At 63.9% G+C, this 16,647-nt stretch carries 14 protein-coding genes; 9 read left to right on the forward strand and 5 right to left on the reverse strand.

Translation table 11 applies throughout. The features are described 5' to 3' along the window. Positions 1–76: 76 nt before the first annotated feature. Complete coding sequence (gene prpF / locus AAZU54_RS21210) at positions 77–1,267, forward strand: 2-methylaconitate cis-trans isomerase PrpF (protein WP_434727641.1); 1,191 nt, start codon at positions 77–79, stop codon at positions 1,265–1,267. Between the two features lie 69 nt (positions 1,268–1,336). After that, positions 1,337–2,821 carry a 2-methylcitrate dehydratase gene (prpD, locus tag AAZU54_RS21215; protein ID WP_186554975.1) on the forward strand — a complete coding sequence of 495 codons (1,485 nt, stop codon included), beginning with the start codon at positions 1,337–1,339 and terminating at the stop codon, positions 2,819–2,821. A gap of 198 nt (positions 2,822–3,019) precedes the next feature. On the opposite strand, the gene acnB is transcribed toward prpD, so the two are convergent. Next, complete coding sequence (gene acnB, locus AAZU54_RS21220) at positions 3,020–5,629, reverse strand: bifunctional aconitate hydratase 2/2-methylisocitrate dehydratase (RefSeq protein ID WP_186555070.1); 2,610 nt, start codon at positions 5,627–5,629, stop codon at positions 3,020–3,022. Positions 5,630–6,036: 407 nt separating this feature from the next. Here acnB and AAZU54_RS21225 point away from each other — a divergent pair, with 407 nt between their 5' ends. Continuing rightward, positions 6,037–6,522 carry a DUF1289 domain-containing protein gene (locus AAZU54_RS21225; protein ID WP_186554974.1) on the forward strand — a complete coding sequence of 162 codons (486 nt, stop codon included), beginning with the start codon at positions 6,037–6,039 and terminating at the stop codon, positions 6,520–6,522. A gap of 1 nt (position 6,523) precedes the next feature. On the opposite strand, the gene queD is transcribed toward AAZU54_RS21225, so the two are convergent. Beyond that, a complete protein-coding gene (queD, locus tag AAZU54_RS21230; RefSeq protein WP_186554973.1) occupies positions 6,524–6,880 on the reverse strand; it encodes a 6-carboxytetrahydropterin synthase QueD in 357 nt (118 codons plus the stop codon). A 52-nt stretch (positions 6,881–6,932) separates the two neighbouring features. Next, a complete protein-coding gene (locus AAZU54_RS21235; protein ID WP_434727642.1) occupies positions 6,933–8,012 on the reverse strand; it encodes a patatin-like phospholipase family protein in 1,080 nt (359 codons plus the stop codon). Between the two features lie 153 nt (positions 8,013–8,165). On the opposite strand from AAZU54_RS21235, the gene AAZU54_RS21240 reads away from it, so the two are divergent. The 5 genes from AAZU54_RS21240 to AAZU54_RS21260 all read left to right on the forward strand — a co-directional run bounded on the left by AAZU54_RS21240 (position 8,166) and on the right by AAZU54_RS21260 (position 12,272). Then, entirely contained in the window at positions 8,166–8,474 is a 309-nt protein-coding gene (locus tag AAZU54_RS21240) for a PepSY domain-containing protein (protein ID WP_186554866.1), read from the forward strand. Next, on the forward strand, positions 8,474–8,788 hold the full coding sequence (locus AAZU54_RS21245; protein WP_186554865.1) for a PepSY domain-containing protein: 315 nt from the start codon (positions 8,474–8,476) through the stop codon (positions 8,786–8,788). Before AAZU54_RS21240 ends, AAZU54_RS21245 begins: the two co-directional genes overlap by 1 nt. Next, complete coding sequence (locus AAZU54_RS21250) at positions 8,789–9,457, forward strand: response regulator transcription factor (RefSeq protein WP_186554864.1); 669 nt, start codon at positions 8,789–8,791, stop codon at positions 9,455–9,457. After that, positions 9,454–10,773, forward strand: coding sequence for a sensor histidine kinase (locus tag AAZU54_RS21255; protein ID WP_186554863.1), 1,320 nt, complete (start codon positions 9,454–9,456; stop codon positions 10,771–10,773). The genes AAZU54_RS21250 and AAZU54_RS21255 overlap by 4 nt, the downstream gene beginning before the upstream one ends. Before the next feature lie 341 nt (positions 10,774–11,114). After that, on the forward strand, positions 11,115–12,272 hold the full coding sequence (locus AAZU54_RS21260) for an HPP family protein (protein ID WP_186554862.1): 1,158 nt from the start codon (positions 11,115–11,117) through the stop codon (positions 12,270–12,272). Here AAZU54_RS21260 and AAZU54_RS21265 read toward each other — a convergent pair. Both AAZU54_RS21265 and AAZU54_RS21270 read right to left on the reverse strand, forming a co-directional pair. Next, positions 12,246–13,112, reverse strand: a complete 867-nt coding sequence (locus AAZU54_RS21265; protein ID WP_186554861.1) for a LysR family transcriptional regulator — start codon at positions 13,110–13,112, stop codon at positions 12,246–12,248. The two genes, AAZU54_RS21260 and AAZU54_RS21265, sit on opposite strands and share 27 nt — an antisense overlap. A gap of 100 nt (positions 13,113–13,212) precedes the next feature. Beyond that, entirely contained in the window at positions 13,213–14,502 is a 1,290-nt protein-coding gene (locus AAZU54_RS21270) for a leucine-rich repeat-containing protein kinase family protein (protein ID WP_186554860.1), read from the reverse strand. A 184-nt stretch (positions 14,503–14,686) separates the two neighbouring features. Here AAZU54_RS21270 and AAZU54_RS21275 point away from each other — a divergent pair, with 184 nt between their 5' ends. Beyond that, on the forward strand, positions 14,687–16,576 hold the full coding sequence (locus AAZU54_RS21275) for a propionyl-CoA synthetase (RefSeq protein WP_434727643.1): 1,890 nt from the start codon (positions 14,687–14,689) through the stop codon (positions 16,574–16,576). Positions 16,577–16,647: the final 71 nt, after the last annotated feature.

A 16,647-nucleotide genomic window follows, 5' to 3' on the forward strand; every position in this document is an offset into this window, starting at 1 on the left:
CCCGATTGGAGCGGGCTTGCCCGCGAAGGGGCGCGGAGCGGCCCCAGCCGTACAACTGAATGATCAGGACCGAACCATGGCACACGCACCGCAGATCAAGATCCCCGCCACCTACATCCGTGGCGGCACCAGCAAAGGCGTGTTCTTCCGCCTGCAAGACCTCCCCGAGCGCGCCCAGCAACCTGGCCCGGCCCGCGACGCCCTGTTGCTGCGGGTCATCGGCAGCCCGGATCCTTACGGCAAGCAGATCGACGGCATGGGCGGCGCCACCTCCAGCACCAGCAAGTGCGTGATCCTCTCGGCCAGCAGCAACGCTGAGCACGACGTCGACTACCTGTTCGGCCAGGTCTCGATCGACAAGGCCTTCGTCGATTGGAGCGGCAACTGCGGCAACCTCTCGGCAGCGGTCGGCTCGTTCGCCATCAGCAGCGGCCTGGTCGACCCCGCGCGCATCCCGCATAACGGCATCGCCACCGTGCGCATCTGGCAGGCCAACATCGGCAAGAGCATCATCGCCCATGTGCCAATCAGCGAAGGCGAAGTGCAGGAAACCGGTGATTTCGAACTGGACGGCGTGACCTTCCCCGCTGCCGAAGTGCAGCTGGAATTCCTCGACCCGGCCGCCGACGAAGACGGCGACGGCGGGGCGATGTTCCCCACCGGCAATCTGGTCGACGACCTCGAAGTGCCAGGTATCGGCACCTTCAAGGCGACCCTGATCAACGCGGGTATCCCGACCATCTTCGTCAATGCTGCTGACATCGGTTACAGCGGCAGCGAACTGCAAGACGCGATCAACGGCGATCCTGCGGCGCTGGCGCGTTTTGAAACCATCCGCGCCTATGGTGCCCTGCGCATGGGCTTGATCGAGCACGTCGATCAGGCGGCCACGCGTCAGCACACCCCTAAGGTCGCCTTCGTCGCGCCGCCAGTGGCCTATACCTCATCCAGTGGCAAGGCGGTTGCGCCAGGTGACATCGACCTGTTGGTTCGTGCACTGTCGATGGGCAAGTTGCACCACGCCATGATGGGCACCGCCGCCGTGGCGATCGGTACCGCCGCCGCCATTCCAGGGACGCTGGTCAACCTGGCAGCGGGCGGCAACCCGCGTAGCGCGGTACGTTTCGGCCATCCCTCAGGCACTTTGCGGGTCGGCGCCGAGGCACGTCAGGTGGATGGCCAGTGGACAGTCACCAAAGCAATCATGAGCCGAAGCGCTCGCGTGTTGATGGAGGGCTGGGTACGGGTACCTGGTGATGCCTTCTAGGCGCACCCCCTGACACATGAGCGGCGCTCGGCTTCTTTGTTCAACCCTCTGCAACAGGAAGCAACAGAGATGAGCGCCAACGTTGACCTCAACGACCGCCCGGACTACGACCGGGTGCTGCAAACCATTGCTGACTACGTGCTCGACTATCAAGTCGGCTCGGCCGAGGCGCTGGACACCGCGCGCAACTGCCTGATGGACACCTTGGGCTGCGGCCTGCTGGCGTTGCGCTTCCCCGAGTGCAGCAAGCACTTGGGGCCGCTCGTCGAGGGCACGATCGTGCCCAACGGCGCGCGGGTGCCCGGCACCTCGTACCGGCTGGACCCGGTCAAGGCCGCCTGGGACATCGGCTGCATCGTCCGCTGGCTGGACTACAACGACACGTGGCTGGCGGCCGAGTGGGGGCATCCGTCCGATAACCTCGGCGGCATCCTGGCGGTGGCCGATCACCTCTCGCAAAAGCGCGTGGCAGCAGGCGAGCAACCGTTGAACATGCGCCAGGTGCTCGAAGCCATGGTCATGGCGCACGAAATCCAGGGGGTGCTGGCGTTGGAGAATTCCTTCAACCGCGTCGGCCTGGACCATGTGCTGCTGGTCAAGGTCGCTTCCACGGCAGTATGCGCCAAGTTGATGGGGGCCAACCGCGAGCAGCTGTTGTCGGCGCTGTCGCATGCCTTCGTCGATGGCCAGGCGTTGCGCACCTACCGCCATGCGCCTAATGCCGGTTCACGCAAGTCGTGGGCCGCAGGTGATGCGTCAAGCCGTGGTGTGCGCCTGGCCGATATCGCCCTGCGCGGGGAGATGGGCATTCCGGGTGTGCTCAGTGCACAGCAGTGGGGCTTCTACGACGTCTTGTTCAGTCATACCAACAAGGATCTGGCGCTCAAGCCGGTCGACCAGCGTCAGCTGCGACTGCCTCAGGCGTTCGGCAGCTACGTGATGGAAAACGTCCTGTTCAAGATCAGCTTCCCGGCCGAGTTTCACGCCCAGACCGCCTGCGAGGCGGCGCTGGTGTTGCATCCAAAAGTGCGTAACCGACTGCATGAAATCGAGCGCATCGTCATCACGACCCATGAATCAGCGATCCGCATCATTTCCAAGGTGGGGCCGCTGGCCAATGCCGCTGACCGTGACCATTGCCTGCAATACATGACCGCCGTGCCGCTGATTTTCGGCAACCTGGTGGCTGAGCACTACGAAGACAGCTTCCATGCCGCGCACCCGACCATCGACCGCCTGCGCGAGAAGATGGAGGTGGTCGAGGAGCCGCGATTCAGCCGTGAATATCTTGAGGCTGACAAGCGCTCGATCGCCAATGCGCTGCAGGTGTTCTTCAACGATGGCTCAAGTACCGAGCAGGTGACGGTGGAGTATCCGATCGGTCATCGGCGGCGGCGGGCCGAGGGTATCCCGTTGCTTGAGGAGAAGTTCAAGGCCAACCTCGCTACCCGCTTTGCCGGGCAGCGTTGTGCGCAGATCTTTGCCTTGTGCAAGGCGCAGGCGCAGCTGGAGGCGACACCGGTGCACCGGTTTGTCGATCTGTTCGTGATCTGATGATTTTGTAGTGTTCATGCCGGCCTCATCGCGGGGCAAGCCCGCTCCCACGCAGTTCGCTACATGGGCCGTGGATTGCGTGGGAGCGGGCTTGCCCCGCGATGAGGTCGGTACAGGCACTGCAAGACCCACAAAAAAGCCCCGGCACTTCTGCCGGGGCTTTTCTTACAGCGTGAAGCTTAACGCTCGTCGCTGTTGTTACGCCTGAACAACCGGGATCTTGGCGCTTTCGGCCGCTTCACGGAACTCGGCGATCTGGTCGAAGCTCAGGTAGCGGTAGACGTCGGCAGCCATGCTGTCGATGTCCTTGGCGTACTGCATGTACTCTTCGACAGTCGGCAGTTTGCCGATGATCGAAGCGACTGCAGCCAGCTCGGCCGAGGCCAGGTAGACGTTAGTGGCGTCGCCCAGACGGTTCGGGAAGTTACGGGTCGAAGTGGAGACCACGGTAGAACCGGTCTGCACACGTGCCTGGTTACCCATGCACAGCGAGCAGCCTGGCATTTCCATGCGCGCACCGGCCTTACCGTAGATGCCGTAGTAGCCTTCTTCGGTCAGCTGGTGGGCGTCCATCTTGGTTGGCGGGGCCAGCCACAGACGGGTCGGAATACCGCCCTTGACCTTGTCCAGCAGCTTACCGGCAGCGCGGAAGTGACCGATGTTGGTCATGCACGAACCGATGAACACTTCGTCGATCTTCTCGCCCTGTACCGAAGACAGCAGGCGCGCATCGTCCGGGTCGTTCGGCGCGCAGAGCACAGGCTCTTTGACGTCGGCCAGGTCGATCTCGATGATCTCGGCGTATTCGGCATCGGCGTCGGCCGACAGCAGTTGCGGGTTGGCCAGCCAGGCTTCCATGGCTTGCGCACGGCGCTCCATGGTACGCGCGTCACCGTAGCCTTCGCTGATCATCCAGCGCAGCAGGGTGATGTTCGACTGCAGGTACTCGGCAACGGCTTTTTCCGGCAGCTTGATGGTGCAGCCAGCAGCGGAGCGCTCGGCCGAGGCGTCGGACAGCTCGAAGGCTTGCTCGACAGTCAGCTCGTCCAGGCCTTCGATTTCCAGGATGCGACCGGAGAAGGCGTTTTTCTTGCCTTTCTTCTCGACGGTCAGCAGGCCTTGCTGGATGGCGTAGTAAGGGATGGCATGTACCAGGTCACGCAGGGTGATGCCCGGTTGCAGTTTGCCCTTGAAACGCACCAGGACCGACTCAGGCATATCCAGTGGCATGACGCCAGTGGCTGCGGCGAACGCCACCAGGCCGGAACCGGCCGGGAACGAGATGCCGATTGGGAAGCGGGTGTGCGAGTCGCCGCCGGTGCCGACGGTGTCAGGCAGCAGCATGCGGTTCAGCCAGCTGTGGATGATGCCGTCGCCTGGACGCAGCGACACGCCGCCACGGGTGCGGATGAAGTCTGGCAGGGTGTGGTGGGTGGTGACGTCGATCGGCTTCGGATAAGCCGCGGTGTGGCAGAACGACTGCATCACCAGGTCAGCGGAGAAGCCCAGGCACGCCAGGTCTTTGAGTTCATCACGGGTCATAGGACCGGTGGTGTCCTGAGAACCGACGGTGGTCATCTTCGGCTCGCAGTAGGCGCCCGGACGTACGCCTTGGCCTTCTGGCAGACCGCAGGCGCGGCCGACCATTTTCTGTGCCAGGGTGAAGCCTTTGCCGGTGTCGGCTGGCTGCTCGGGCTTCTTGAACAAGTCCGATGCACCCAGGCCCAGTTCGGCGCGGGCTTTTTCGGTCAGGCCGCGGCCGACGATCAGCGGGATACGGCCGCCAGCGCGGACTTCATCGAGCAGCACTTCGGTTTTCAGGGCGAAGGTAGTGACCAGCTCGTCGCTTTCGTGACGGCGCACTTCACCTTTGTACGGGTAGACGTCGATGACGTCGCCCATGGCCAGGTTGGTGCAGTCGAATTCGATCGGCAGGGCGCCGGCGTCTTCCATGGTGTTGTAGAAGATCGGGGCGATCTTGGTGCCGAAGCAGAAACCGCCAGCGCGCTTGTTCGGCACGTTAGGGATGTCGTCACCGAAGAACCACAGCACCGAGTTGGTCGCCGATTTACGCGACGAGCCAGTACCGACCACGTCGCCGACGTAGGCGACCGGGAAGCCTTTGGCGCGCATCGCTTCGATCTGCTTGAGCGGGCCAACCGAACCCGGTTGCTCAGGCTCGATGCCGTCACGGGCCATCTTCAGCATGGCCAGGGCGTGCAGCGGGATGTCTGGGCGCGACCAGGCGTCCGGGGCAGGGGAAAGGTCGTCGGTGTTGGTTTCGCCAGGCACCTTGAACACGGTCAGGGTGTATTTGTCGGCGATCGCTGGACGGTTGGTGAACCACTCGCCAGCAGCCCACGACTCGAGCACGGCCTTGGCGTGGACATTGCCCGCCTTGGCTTTCTCGGCGACGTCATGGAAGGCATCGAACATCAGCAGGGTGTGCTTGAGCTGTTCGGCCGCGACGGCGCCCAGTTCGGCGTCGTCCAGCAGCGCGACCAGCGTTTCGATGTTGTAGCCGCCCTGCATGGTGCCCAGCAGCTCGGTGGCGTGCTTGCGGTCGATCAGCGGCGACTTGGCTTCGCCCTTGGCGAGGGCGGAGAGGAAACCGGCCTTGACGTAGGCGGCTTCGTCGACGCCTGGCGGTACGCGGTCGGTGATCAGTTCTACGAGGAAGGCTTCTTCGCCGGCCGGCGGGTTTTTCAGCAGCTCGACCAGGCCTGCGGTTTGTTCGGCGTTCAGCGGCTGGGGCACGATACCCAGAGCGGCACGCTCTTCGATGTGTTTGCGGTAGGCTTCAAGCACAGTTATTACCCTCATCAGTGGTCCCTAAAGGGAGTCCGGGACGCTCATCCAGCATTCTCATGCACCCATGCGCAATGACGGCTTCTTGGGCCGCCCAGCCAGGGTCGCAGAGAATCCTTACAGAAGCTGCTTTCAAAGTTTTACGCCTGTAGAACGGAGGCTGATGAGGGGTTGGCGCGGACCATGCGAGGGTGCATGAGCCGGGCCAACGCCGTTCTACCGGATCAACTGTGCTCGTGACGCTTTGAAAACAGCTTCCAACGGACATTGTTGCCTTGAAAAGGCGGAGTGATTCTACGGCAAAAAGCGAACGAAAGTAAGGCGGCACTTATGACTTTAACGGGTGACCCTGGTTAGACAAAGGGCTAACATGGGGCCGTGTTCCACCGCCAAGCCGTTGTTTTTTCATGTCCAATCAATCCATCAAAACCCCTTGCGTGGGCTTGTGCTCTACCGTCTACGGCGACCTGGTGTGCCGCGGCTGCAAGCGTTTTCACCACGAAGTGATCCACTGGAACGGCTACAGCGACGAGCAAAAGCGCGCGGTCTGGCTGCGCCTGGAGCAATTGCTGGTGCAGGTGATGATGGCCAAGCTTGAGGTGTTCGACAAAGACTGCCTGCGCCAGCAATTGGAGCAGCGCTCGATTCGCTTCGTCGCCCATCAGTCCGAATACTGCTGGGCGTATCAGTTGATCGCCCGCGGCGCGCGAATGATCCGCGACCTGGAAGCCTACGGCATGGCCTTGATGCCGGAGTTTCGCGACTGGGAGCTGCCGCAGCTGCGCGATGCCATCGACCGCGAGTTCTTCCTGCTGTCCGAGGCGCACTACGAGCGCTACATCGCCCCGCGTTTTTTGCGCGACGCCCTGGAATTGGGCGCCGGGCAGGCCTGACTCAGTCGCCGGTGTATTCGCAGCCGCTGGTGCAGGTTTCGTGGATGCGTACTTTCGACAGCTCAGGCAGCAGCGGCTTGACCTGTTCCCAGATCCACTTGGCGATGACTTCACTGGTCGGGTTTTCCAGGCCAGGGATGTCGTTCAGGTAATTGTGGTCCAGCTGCTCGTAGATCGGCTTGAAGATCGCCTTGATCTCGGAGAAATCGCGGATCCAGCCAGTGTGCGGGTCAAGCGGGCCGGTCAGGTGCAGGGCGACCTTGAACGAGTGGCCATGCAGGCGACCGCACTTGTGGCCTGGCGCGACGTTGGGCAGGCGGTGGGCCGATTCGAATGTGAATTCCTTGAAGATTTCCACGCTGTAGAGACTCTTGTAAAAAATGCTGACGGCGATTCTACCAGCATGCCCGCTACAACGGTTGCAGCCGTTCGTGCAGCCGCCCGGTGGCGATCAACTCGAGTAACTCATCGCCCAATCGCTGGCTCTCGGCAATCGCCTTGTACCAATAGCGCTTGCGGCTTGGCGCATCGCCCATGAACCGCTTGAAGTCGTTGCGGTCAGGTAGCTTGCCGTAGGGCAGGGCCGCCAGGTAGTGCGCAGAGGGGGTCATCAGCAACACATTCTGCAGCCGCGTGGCGTCACCCTTGCGCCAGGGCAGGGCCTTGTCGAACCAGCCGGGCACCACCTTGTCGGTGAAGTGCGGGTAGATCACCAGGTCATCGCCGCGGTAGGGCAGGTCCAGGTGGTAGTCGAGCAAGCCGCCGTCACGGTAGGTGCCGCTGCCAGCGCCTGGAATATCACGCACCCCGTGCATGACCATGGGGATCGAACCCGAGGCGAGCAGGGCGTGGCGCAGGTTGGCCAGGTCCAGCGGCAGGTAGCGCGAGGGGAAGTCGGTCAGCTCATCCAGCGGCGGTGGCGAACGCCCGTCATGCAGGATGATCCGTTCGAAATGCCGGCCCAGCCGGGCGCGCCCAAGCAGGTTGCTGGCAATCACCGAAGACAAGCCCAGCCCTAGCCGAGCGCGATGGTCGTCGGCCAGCAGGCCGTGGCTTTTCACCACCATGATGTTCAGCCGGTAGTGCGCATTGGCCAGGATCTGCCCATCGTTGCCCTGCAACAGGTCATCGAGCATGCGCTGGCAGCTGCGGCTGATTTCGGCGGGCGTCACGCCCTTGGCGAAGTCTTGCTCAGTGTACAGCTCGCCCAGGCGGCGCAGGCCGGCAACCGGGTCATCGAGGCAGGCGCTGGCGAAGCGCCAGGAGCCGATCGAGGCGCCAATCAATGCCCGCTGGCGCGGCGCCGAAGGCAGCCACTCACCGAACAGCGCCAGGTCCAGGCCTTGGATCCCCAGCGGCTTTGGCCCGCCCGCAGCACCAGGCACCACGCCCACATCGGCGGCGCGCAGGCCGCGCTCGCGGATCTGGTGCAAGGCACGCTTGCCCGCCTTGAACGTCAGGGCAGGGGACTTGATATGGATGGCCCTCATGCACGACCTCGCGGCTAACAAGCGGGGCATTATAGGGAACCGGCGGCTAACGCGCTGCGCTATCATGGCGCCAGCTGTTTTCAGGTTGAGTTAAGGACCGGTGGTTAATCTTAACCCCGTAGACAAATTACACATCTCGACGGAGAGACCCTCATGAAAACTTTGACTGCCCTGTTCACCGCCGCTGCCCTGGCCTTTGGCGCCAACGTTGCCCTGGCCAAAGACGTCCAGCCTGACGAAGTGGTCAAGCTGGTCAACGCCAAGACCATCATGTCGCTGGACGAATTGAAGGCCAAGGCGGTCGCCAAGCACCCAGGCGCCACCGTCACCGATTCGGAACTCGAAGACGAGTACGGCCGCTACATCTACAAGGTCGAGCTGCGTGATGCGCAGAACGTCGAGTGGGACGTGGACCTGGACGCCAAGACCGGTGAAGTACTCAAGGACGCTCGGGATAACTGATGAACCCTGTACCGCGAACGGCGCGCTACCTCGCCCTTGCGCTGATGACCGTCTGTTCGCTGGCAGTGGCCCGTGACCTTGACCAGGATGAAGCCCTTGAGCTGCGGCAAAAGGGCATCATCCTGCCGCTTGAGCAACTGCTCGAGTCCGCCCTGGGGCGTTACCCCGGGGCGCGGCTGTTGGAGGCGGAGCTGGAAGAAAAGCACAACCGTTACGAGTATGAAGTCGAGTTGCTGACCCCTGCCGGCGTAGTGCGCGAGATCAAGCTGGACGCCCGCAGTGGCGTGCTGCTCAAAGACGAGGAAGACGACTGAATGCGCCTGCTGCTTGTCGAGGACAATGTCCCCCTGGCGGACGAACTGACGGTGGGCCTGCAACGCCAGGGCTACGCCGTGGACTGGCTGGCCGATGGCCGCGATGCGGTGTACCAGGGCCAAAGCGAACCCTATGACCTGATCATCCTCGACCTGGGCTTGCCCGGGTTGCCGGGGTTGGAGGTGTTGGCCCAATGGCGCGCGGCAGGCCTGGCCACCCCGGTATTGATCCTCACCGCGCGCGGCTCCTGGGCCGAGCGCATCGAAGGGCTCAAGGCCGGGGCCGACGATTACTTGAGCAAACCGTTCCACCCCGAAGAGCTGCAACTGCGCATCCAGGCCTTGCTGCGCCGTGCGCGGGGCCTGGCCAACCAGCCGAAGTTGGAAGCTGCCGGGCTGCACCTGGATGAGGGGCGGCAATGCGTCAGCCGCGAAGGTGTCGACATCCAGCTGACCGCCGCCGAGTTTCGCCTGCTGCGCTACTTCATGCTGCATCCGGGGCAGGTGTTGTCCAAAAGCCACTTGGCCGAGCACCTGTATGACGGCGAGACCGAGCGCGATTCCAACGTGCTCGAAGTGCACGTCAATCACCTGCGACGCAAACTCGGGCGCAGCGTGATCGAGACCCGTCGCGGCCAGGGCTACGTCTACGCCGGGAACAGCCAGTGAAGTCGATTCAGGCGCGCCTGAGCCTGGGCCTGGTCGCGGTGCTGGTGGTGGTCGGCCTGGCCTTGGCCCAGTTGACTTTGTGGCTGTTCGAGGTAGGCCTGCAACGCTACCTGGAAACCGGCCTGCGCAAGGAAAGCGAGAACCTGCTGGTAGCCATGGTGCGCGGCCCCAACGGCCTGCAGCTGGACGAGCGGCGGGTGTCTGCCGCCTACCAGCGGCCCTTCTCTGGCTATTACTTTCGCATCGACTTCGACAAGGGCACCTGGCGCTCACGTTCGCTGTGGGACCTGGACATGCCCAAGCCGTCCAAGCCCGGCCTGGAAGACAGCCATGAGCTAGGGCCAGAAGGCCAGCAACTGCTGGCCTTTCGCGCCGATTACCGGCGCCTGGGGCAGGACATCTCGATCAGCGTCGCCCAAGACTATTCACCCGTGCGCGATGGCTTTCGCCGGATGCAGCAGATTGGTCTAGGCATGGGCCTGGTGGCGCTGGTGCTGGTGCTGGTGTTGCAGCGCATCACAGTGACCCGCTCACTGCGCCCACTGGAGCGCGCCCGCCAGCAGATCGCCCAGTTGCAGCAAGGCCAGCGCTCTCAGCTGGATGCCCAGGTGCCCAGTGAGTTGCAACCGCTGGTGGATCAGGTCAACCACCTGCTGGCGCACACCGAAGACAGCCTGCGACGCTCGCGCAATGCCTTGGGCAACCTCGGCCACGCACTGAAAACGCCGCTGGCGGTATTGATCAGTCTGGCCTCCAGTGAACGGCTCAAGGATCTGCCCGAGGTGCAGGCGCAGATGCGTGAGCAGCTGGAACAGATCCAGCAACGCCTGACCCGCGAACTAAACCGGGCCCGGCTGGCCGGCGATGCGCTGCCGGGCGCGCAGTTCGACTGTGATGCAGAACTGCCGGCGCTGCTGGCAACCTTGGGCATGATCCATGGTGAAGGGCTGTTGCTCGAGCGCGATGTCGCACCGGGGTTGCTGCTGCCGTGGGACCGCGAAGATTTGCTGGAGCTGCTCGGTAATCTGTTGGACAACGCCTGCAAGTGGGCCGACAGCGAAGTGCGCCTTGGCATTGCCCAGACGAGCGATGGCTATCAGCTGTGGGTCGACGATGACGGCCCGGGGATTCCCGAAGCCAACCGCATGCAGGTGCTTGAGCGCGGATCGCGGCTCGACGAGCAGGTCGATGGGCATGGCCTGGGCCTTGGCATCGTGCGCGATATCGTCGAGGCCTGGGGCGGGCGCATCGCCTTGCTGCAAAGTCCCCTGGGTGGGTTGCGGGTAAGCATCGAGCTGCCGCGCAAGGGGCGCTGAATTTCGTCGTTCGCCGGGGCCTCATCGCGGGGCAAGCCCGCTCCCACGCCATCGTCGACCTAGCCGCACATTCGTGGGAGCGGGCTCGCCCCGCGATGAGGCCGGCCCTGCCAGCCCACGTCCCACCCTGCAAAAATATTGCAGCTCAAGCGCATTTTTTTGAATTGGCCCCAAAACGGTGCGCCCGGCACAATCCCTGCCACGAAACTTACCAGTTTCCATCTCCACGGACGGAACCCCTTAGCGATTGCATCTGCAATACAGGGCCCAGGCCAATTGCGGCTGGGCTTTCTTTTTAAAAAACATAACCCATCAACCCCTGGAACACGATCAACTGCCCGATGTCTGCCTCGCGTCCTGAAAGTCGATTGCAGCGCCTGTTGCCGGCGCCTCTGAATATCCCCCGCAAAGAATGGCTACGTGCCGGCCTCGGCGCACTGCTTGGCCTGTTCCTGGCCGGTTGGTTGTGCAGCCTGGCCTACGGCCCCTCCATCGCGTTACACCTGCTCGGCCCCCTGGCCGCCACTGCGGTGCTGGTGTTCGCAGTGCACTCCGGGCCTTTGGCGCAACCCTGGCCGGTGCTGGGCAGCTATGCCCTGGCCGGTGCGGTGGGCCTGGCGATGCGCCATGGTTTTGGTAGCGAGCTGTGGGTCGCTGGCGCCGCCCTGGGCATCTCGATCCTGGTGATGTGCCTGCTACGCTGCCTGCATCCACCCGGTGGTGGCGTGGCGGTCAGTGCGGTGTTGGCCGACTCAGGGCTGGTTGCGCTAGGCGATCACCTGCTCGAGCCGATCATGCTCAACGCGCTGATCCTGATCACGGTTGCGGTGCTCTACAACCGCCTGACCGGGGTGCGCTACCCCAAGGGCCCCTTGCCGCGTAAAGACCTGCATCACACCCACGATCCATTGCCCAGCGAGCGCGTCGGTATCAACAGCGCCGACCTCGACCAGGCGCTGGAAGACATCGGCGAGTTCGTCGACGTCACCCGCGACGAGCTGGAGCGGATCATCCTCGCCACCGAGCAACACGCCTTGCAGCGCAGCCTGGGCGGGATCACCGCCGCCTCGGTGATGTCGCGGGATATTCAGTTCGCCAGCAAGCACACCACCTTGGAGCAAGCCTGGAAGATGCTCGCCAGCCATCACCTCAAGACCCTGCCAGTGCTTGATCAAGGCCGCCTGGTGGGCATCGTCAGCCTTAGCGACCTGGTTGGCCCGGCCATGGCTCGTGGGCGTTTCAGCTGGCGCGGCGTGCTGCGGCGCAAGCCGGTGCTGATGGAGCAGGTGATGAGTCGGCGGGTGGTCAGCGTCAGCAGCCAGCACCCGCTGGAGCGGCTGTTGCCGCTGCTCAGCGAGCAGGGCCTGCACTGCCTGCCGGTGCTCGATGGCGACAGCCTGGTCGGGGTCATCACCCAGAGCGACCTGATCGCCGGGCTCAAGCGACACTTGCTCAACGCCGCTGCGCTGAAATCAGATGATCGGGTCCCAGCGCTGTGACCAATCGCTGGCGCCGGCGGCGACTTGCCGGCGCAGCACGCTGAAGGCCTGCTGCAAGGCCTCGCTGTCGCGTTTGCGGGCATACACCAGGAAGGTCGGGTAGGTGAACTCCGGCGCCTGCGGCACCCGCTCGAACACGCCGCTGTCCAGGTACGCCTGGACCACGCGGGTACGGAAATAGCCGCTGCCGCCCTGGTCGAGAATGAACTGCAAGGCCAGTGGGCCGAGGTTGAAGCTCAGCGCCGCGCGGGCACAGTCGGGCAGGGCGGCGTCGTGCTGGCGGCGAAAAGCTTCGCCCCAGTCGATATAGATGTAGGGCTCGGGCAGATCGACGCGGCGGATGCGGATGAGCTTTTCTTCCATCAACTGCTCGACCTGCAGGCCCGGCCCGTAGGTCGGCTGATAGACCAATGCCGCGTCCAGCAGGCCCATCTCCACTTTGCGCAGCAGCGACTCGCCGTCGCTGACCTCGCTGCGAATCGCGTGACTCGGCAGCTCGCGGTGCAGGGCGCTGACCCAGTCGAGCAGCATCGGATTGCCCAGGCTCACTTCACCACCGAGATGCAGCACTTGCTGGCAGCCCTGTGGCAGCGGCAGGTCGCGGCGCGCCGCCTCCCAGGTCTCGACCAGCTGGTTGGCGTAGGTGACGAACGCTTCGCCGTCGCTGGTCAAGCTGGCGCCGCTGCGGCTGCGCACGAACAGTTGGCAGCCCAGCTGCTGCTCCAGGCGCTGGACCCGCGCGGTGATCGCCGTTTGCGAGACGAACAGGCGCTCGGCGGCGGCGACCAGGCTGCCGCAACGGACGATTTCCAGGAAGGTACGGGCCTGATCGATGTCCATGGCTGAGCTCGTTGAGGTAGGTGGCGGCTATTCTAGAGGCTTCGCACCGGATTGGGGCAGCGGCGTGTTGGCTTTGCCGCCTGCCCCGCGCAGTGGCCGCTCAATGCGCCAGTAGCGCCAGCAGTTCGCTGAAGCCTGGGCGCTGGGCGACGTCGGCCTGCTGGCAGTGCTCGGCCAAAGCCTGCAGCTGCTCATCGGGCTGCGTGCAGTGCGCCAGCAGTTCGCTCAGAAGAATGCCGAAGGCGCGTACTTCCAAACGCTGCAAAAGGATGGCGGCAGGCTGCTCGGCTGTTGAGTGGAAGGAGGCCGCGCCGAAGTCGCCGAGCAGGCACTGGCCGTGGTCATCGCAGAGGATGTTGTGTGCATACAGGTCGCCATGGCTCAGGCCACGGGCGTGCAGGTGCGCGCAGACCGAGGCGATGCCCAGGGCCAGCCGGCGCAGCGCCGTGGGCGATAAACGGCGTGCGTCCGGATACTGGTCGCGGGTGCAGCTGGCAAGGCTCGGCGGCCCGGCGAGGTTGTGCCAATGGGCGGGGATCAACTGCATGGCCAGGGCCGGTAACTGTTGCGGATGGTCATCGATGCGTCCGGCCAGGCGCACCAGTTGCGGGTGATCACCGGCAGCGATGCAGGCGCTCATTTCCGCCAGGGGCGAGCCGTCGCTGGTAATCGCCCCTTTGTACAGTTTGACCGCCAGTGGCGCGTCCTGGCCGCGCCAGTGCGCAAGGTGGATCAAGCCGGAAGCGCCGCGACCGAGCTCTGCCCCAAGCTCGATGTCTTGCCAGGCAATGCTCGGGCACGGGGCATCCACAGGGGGCGCGACAAAGCCCTCCGGTAGCGGGTTACCGGCATAGGCCAACCAGGCCAGGCGCGGCATTCGCAGCAGCCAGTCGGGCAGGCTGGTGAGGCGATTGCTGGCGATACGCAACAGCTCCAGCCGTTGGCAATCAGCCAGGCTTGCGGGCAGGGCGCTCAGGCGATTGCCGGTCAGCATCAGCTTTTGCAACTGATGGCATTGGCCCAGGCTGTCTGGCAAGCGTTCAAGCGCGTTGTCCGTGAGGATCAGCGCCCGCACGCTGGGCGGCAGCGCGGCGCCGCTCACCTCGCTGATCTGATTGCTCCTAAAGCCAATGGTCTCAAGCTTGGCGCAGCGTCCCAGCGCCTCGGGCAGGTGGTTGAAGCGGTTGTTGGAGCAGAACAGCACTTTGAGCCGGGTCAGCCGATGCAGATCCTCGGGCAGTGTGCTCAGGGCATTGTCGCTCAGGTCGAGTATTTCCAGGCTCTCGGCCAGCGCGAAGATTTCCTCGGGGAACTGCTCGAGGCCTTGCTTGAGGTTAAGGCGGGGGATGCCGCGCAGGCGGCCGGCTCTGAGGTCGTCGAGGCTATGCATGGGGCAGTGGCACGGGTGCTGAGGCAGGGCCCGGCATGATACCGGCAAATTCTCCCTGGGCGGGGCGCAGAGTCTGCGAATTTGCAGGTCGGTTATGGACTTTAGTCCCATGGCAGGCGCGTGCTGGCGGTCCATACTGGAGGCTCGCCCTTTAATAACAACAAGTATTTAGGTTGCGACCGACATGACTTACCAGCACAGCTACGCCCGTTCCATTGCCGATCCCGTGGCCTTCTGGGCCGAGCAGGCCGAGCATTTGGCCTGGCATCGCAAGCCTTTGCAGACCCTGCAAGACAACCCCGACGGTACCCACCGCTGGTTCGCCGATGGCCGCCTAAATAGCTGCTACCTGGCGCTCGATCATCAGATCGAGCAGGGCCGCGGCGAGCAGACCGCGCTGATCTACGACTCGCCGGTGACCGGCGTGCAGCAGCGCTTCAGCTACCAGCAGCTATGCGATGAAGTGGCGCGCCTGGCCGGGCTGCTGCGCGAGTTGGGCGTGTGCAAGGGCGATGGGGTGATCATCTACATGCCCATGGTGCCCCAGGCGGCGATGGCCATGCTGGCCTGTGCGCGGATTGGCGCGGTGCATTCGGTGGTGTTCGGTGGCTTTGCCGCCAACGAGCTGGCGCTGCGCATCGACGATGCCCGGCCGACGCTGCTGCTCACCGCCTCGTGTGGGCTGGAGTTCGAGCGGGTGATCGAATACAAGCCACTGGTCGACCGCGCGCTGCAGCTGGCCACGCATCAGCCCAAGCAGGTGCTGGTGCTGCAGCGACCGCAGGCGCGTGCTGAACTGCAAGCCGGGCGTGACCTGGACTGGACTCAAGCGCTGGCCAACGCCCAGCCCGTGCCACCGGTCGAGTTGGATGCGGGCGATCCGCTGTACATCATGTACACCTCCGGCACCACCGGCAAACCCAAGGGGATCGTGCGCGAGAACGGCGGCAACGCGGTGGCCCTGAGCTTTGCCATGCGCCATATCTACGGCATGCAGGCCGGCGATGTCTGGTGGGGGATCTCCGACGTGGGCTGGGTGGTCGGCCACTCACTGATCGTCTATGGGCCATTGATGAACGGCTGCACCACGGTGTTCTACGAAGGCAAGCCGATCCGCACCCCCGATGCCTCGGCGTATTGGCGGGTAGTCGAGCAATACCAGGTCAATGCGCTGTTCTGCGCGCCCACTGCCATGCGTGCGATTCGCAAGGAAGACCCCGATGGCGAACTGATCGCCCGGCATGATTTGAGCTCGCTGCGCCAGTTGTTCCTGGCAGGGGAGAAGCTCGACTCCAGCACCCATCAATGGCTGGAACGGGTCAGCGGCAAGCCGGTGCACGATCACTGGTGGCAAACCGAGACCGGCTGGCCGGTCACCGCGCCTTGTGTCGGCCTTGAGGGCAGCGCCGCCCGGCCCGGGTCGAGTAATCGCGCCGTGCCCGGTTATCACGTGCAGGTGCTGGATGACGACGGCCAGCTGCTGGAGCCCAACCAGCAAGGCGCGATCGTGATCGCCTTACCGCTGCCACCCGGTTGCAGCCAGACCCTGTGGGGTGATCATGAGCGCTATCTGCAGGCTTATCTGCAGACCTATCCGGGCTACTACCACACCGGCGACGGCGGGTATCTGGATGACGATGGCTTCGTCTACATCATGGGCCGTACTGACGATGTGATTAACGTCTCCGGGCACAGGCTGTCGACTGGCGAAATGGAGGACTTGGTGGCACGCCATCCAGCAGTGGCCGAATGCGCGGTGATCGGTGTGCATGACGAGATCAAAGGGCAGGTGCCGTTGGCACTGGTGGTGCTCAAGGATGGCCAAGGGATTGGCGAGCAGCAGTTGCAGAAGGACCTGGTGGCCAGCGTGCGCGAGCATATCGGCGCGTTGGCGTGTTTTAGCCAGGTGCGCTTGGTCAAGCGTTTGCCCAAGACTCGCTCAGGGAAGATCCTGCGGGCCGTGCTGCGCAAGATTGCCGATGGCCAGGATTATGTGCCGCCTTCGACCTTGGATGATCCGGCGGTGCTTGGCGAGATTGAAGGGGTGTTGGCGGATTTGCCCAGGGCTGGCTGATGCGGCGGCGCTGATATCGCTATCGCGGGGCAAGCCCGCTCCCACGATAGCGCAGCGTTCACAGGTGGCGT

Origin of the sequence: Pseudomonas sp. Je.1.5.c (assembly GCF_051129895.1) — a bacterium.
Classification (GTDB): Bacteria; Pseudomonadota; Gammaproteobacteria; order Pseudomonadales; family Pseudomonadaceae; genus Aquipseudomonas; species Aquipseudomonas urmiensis.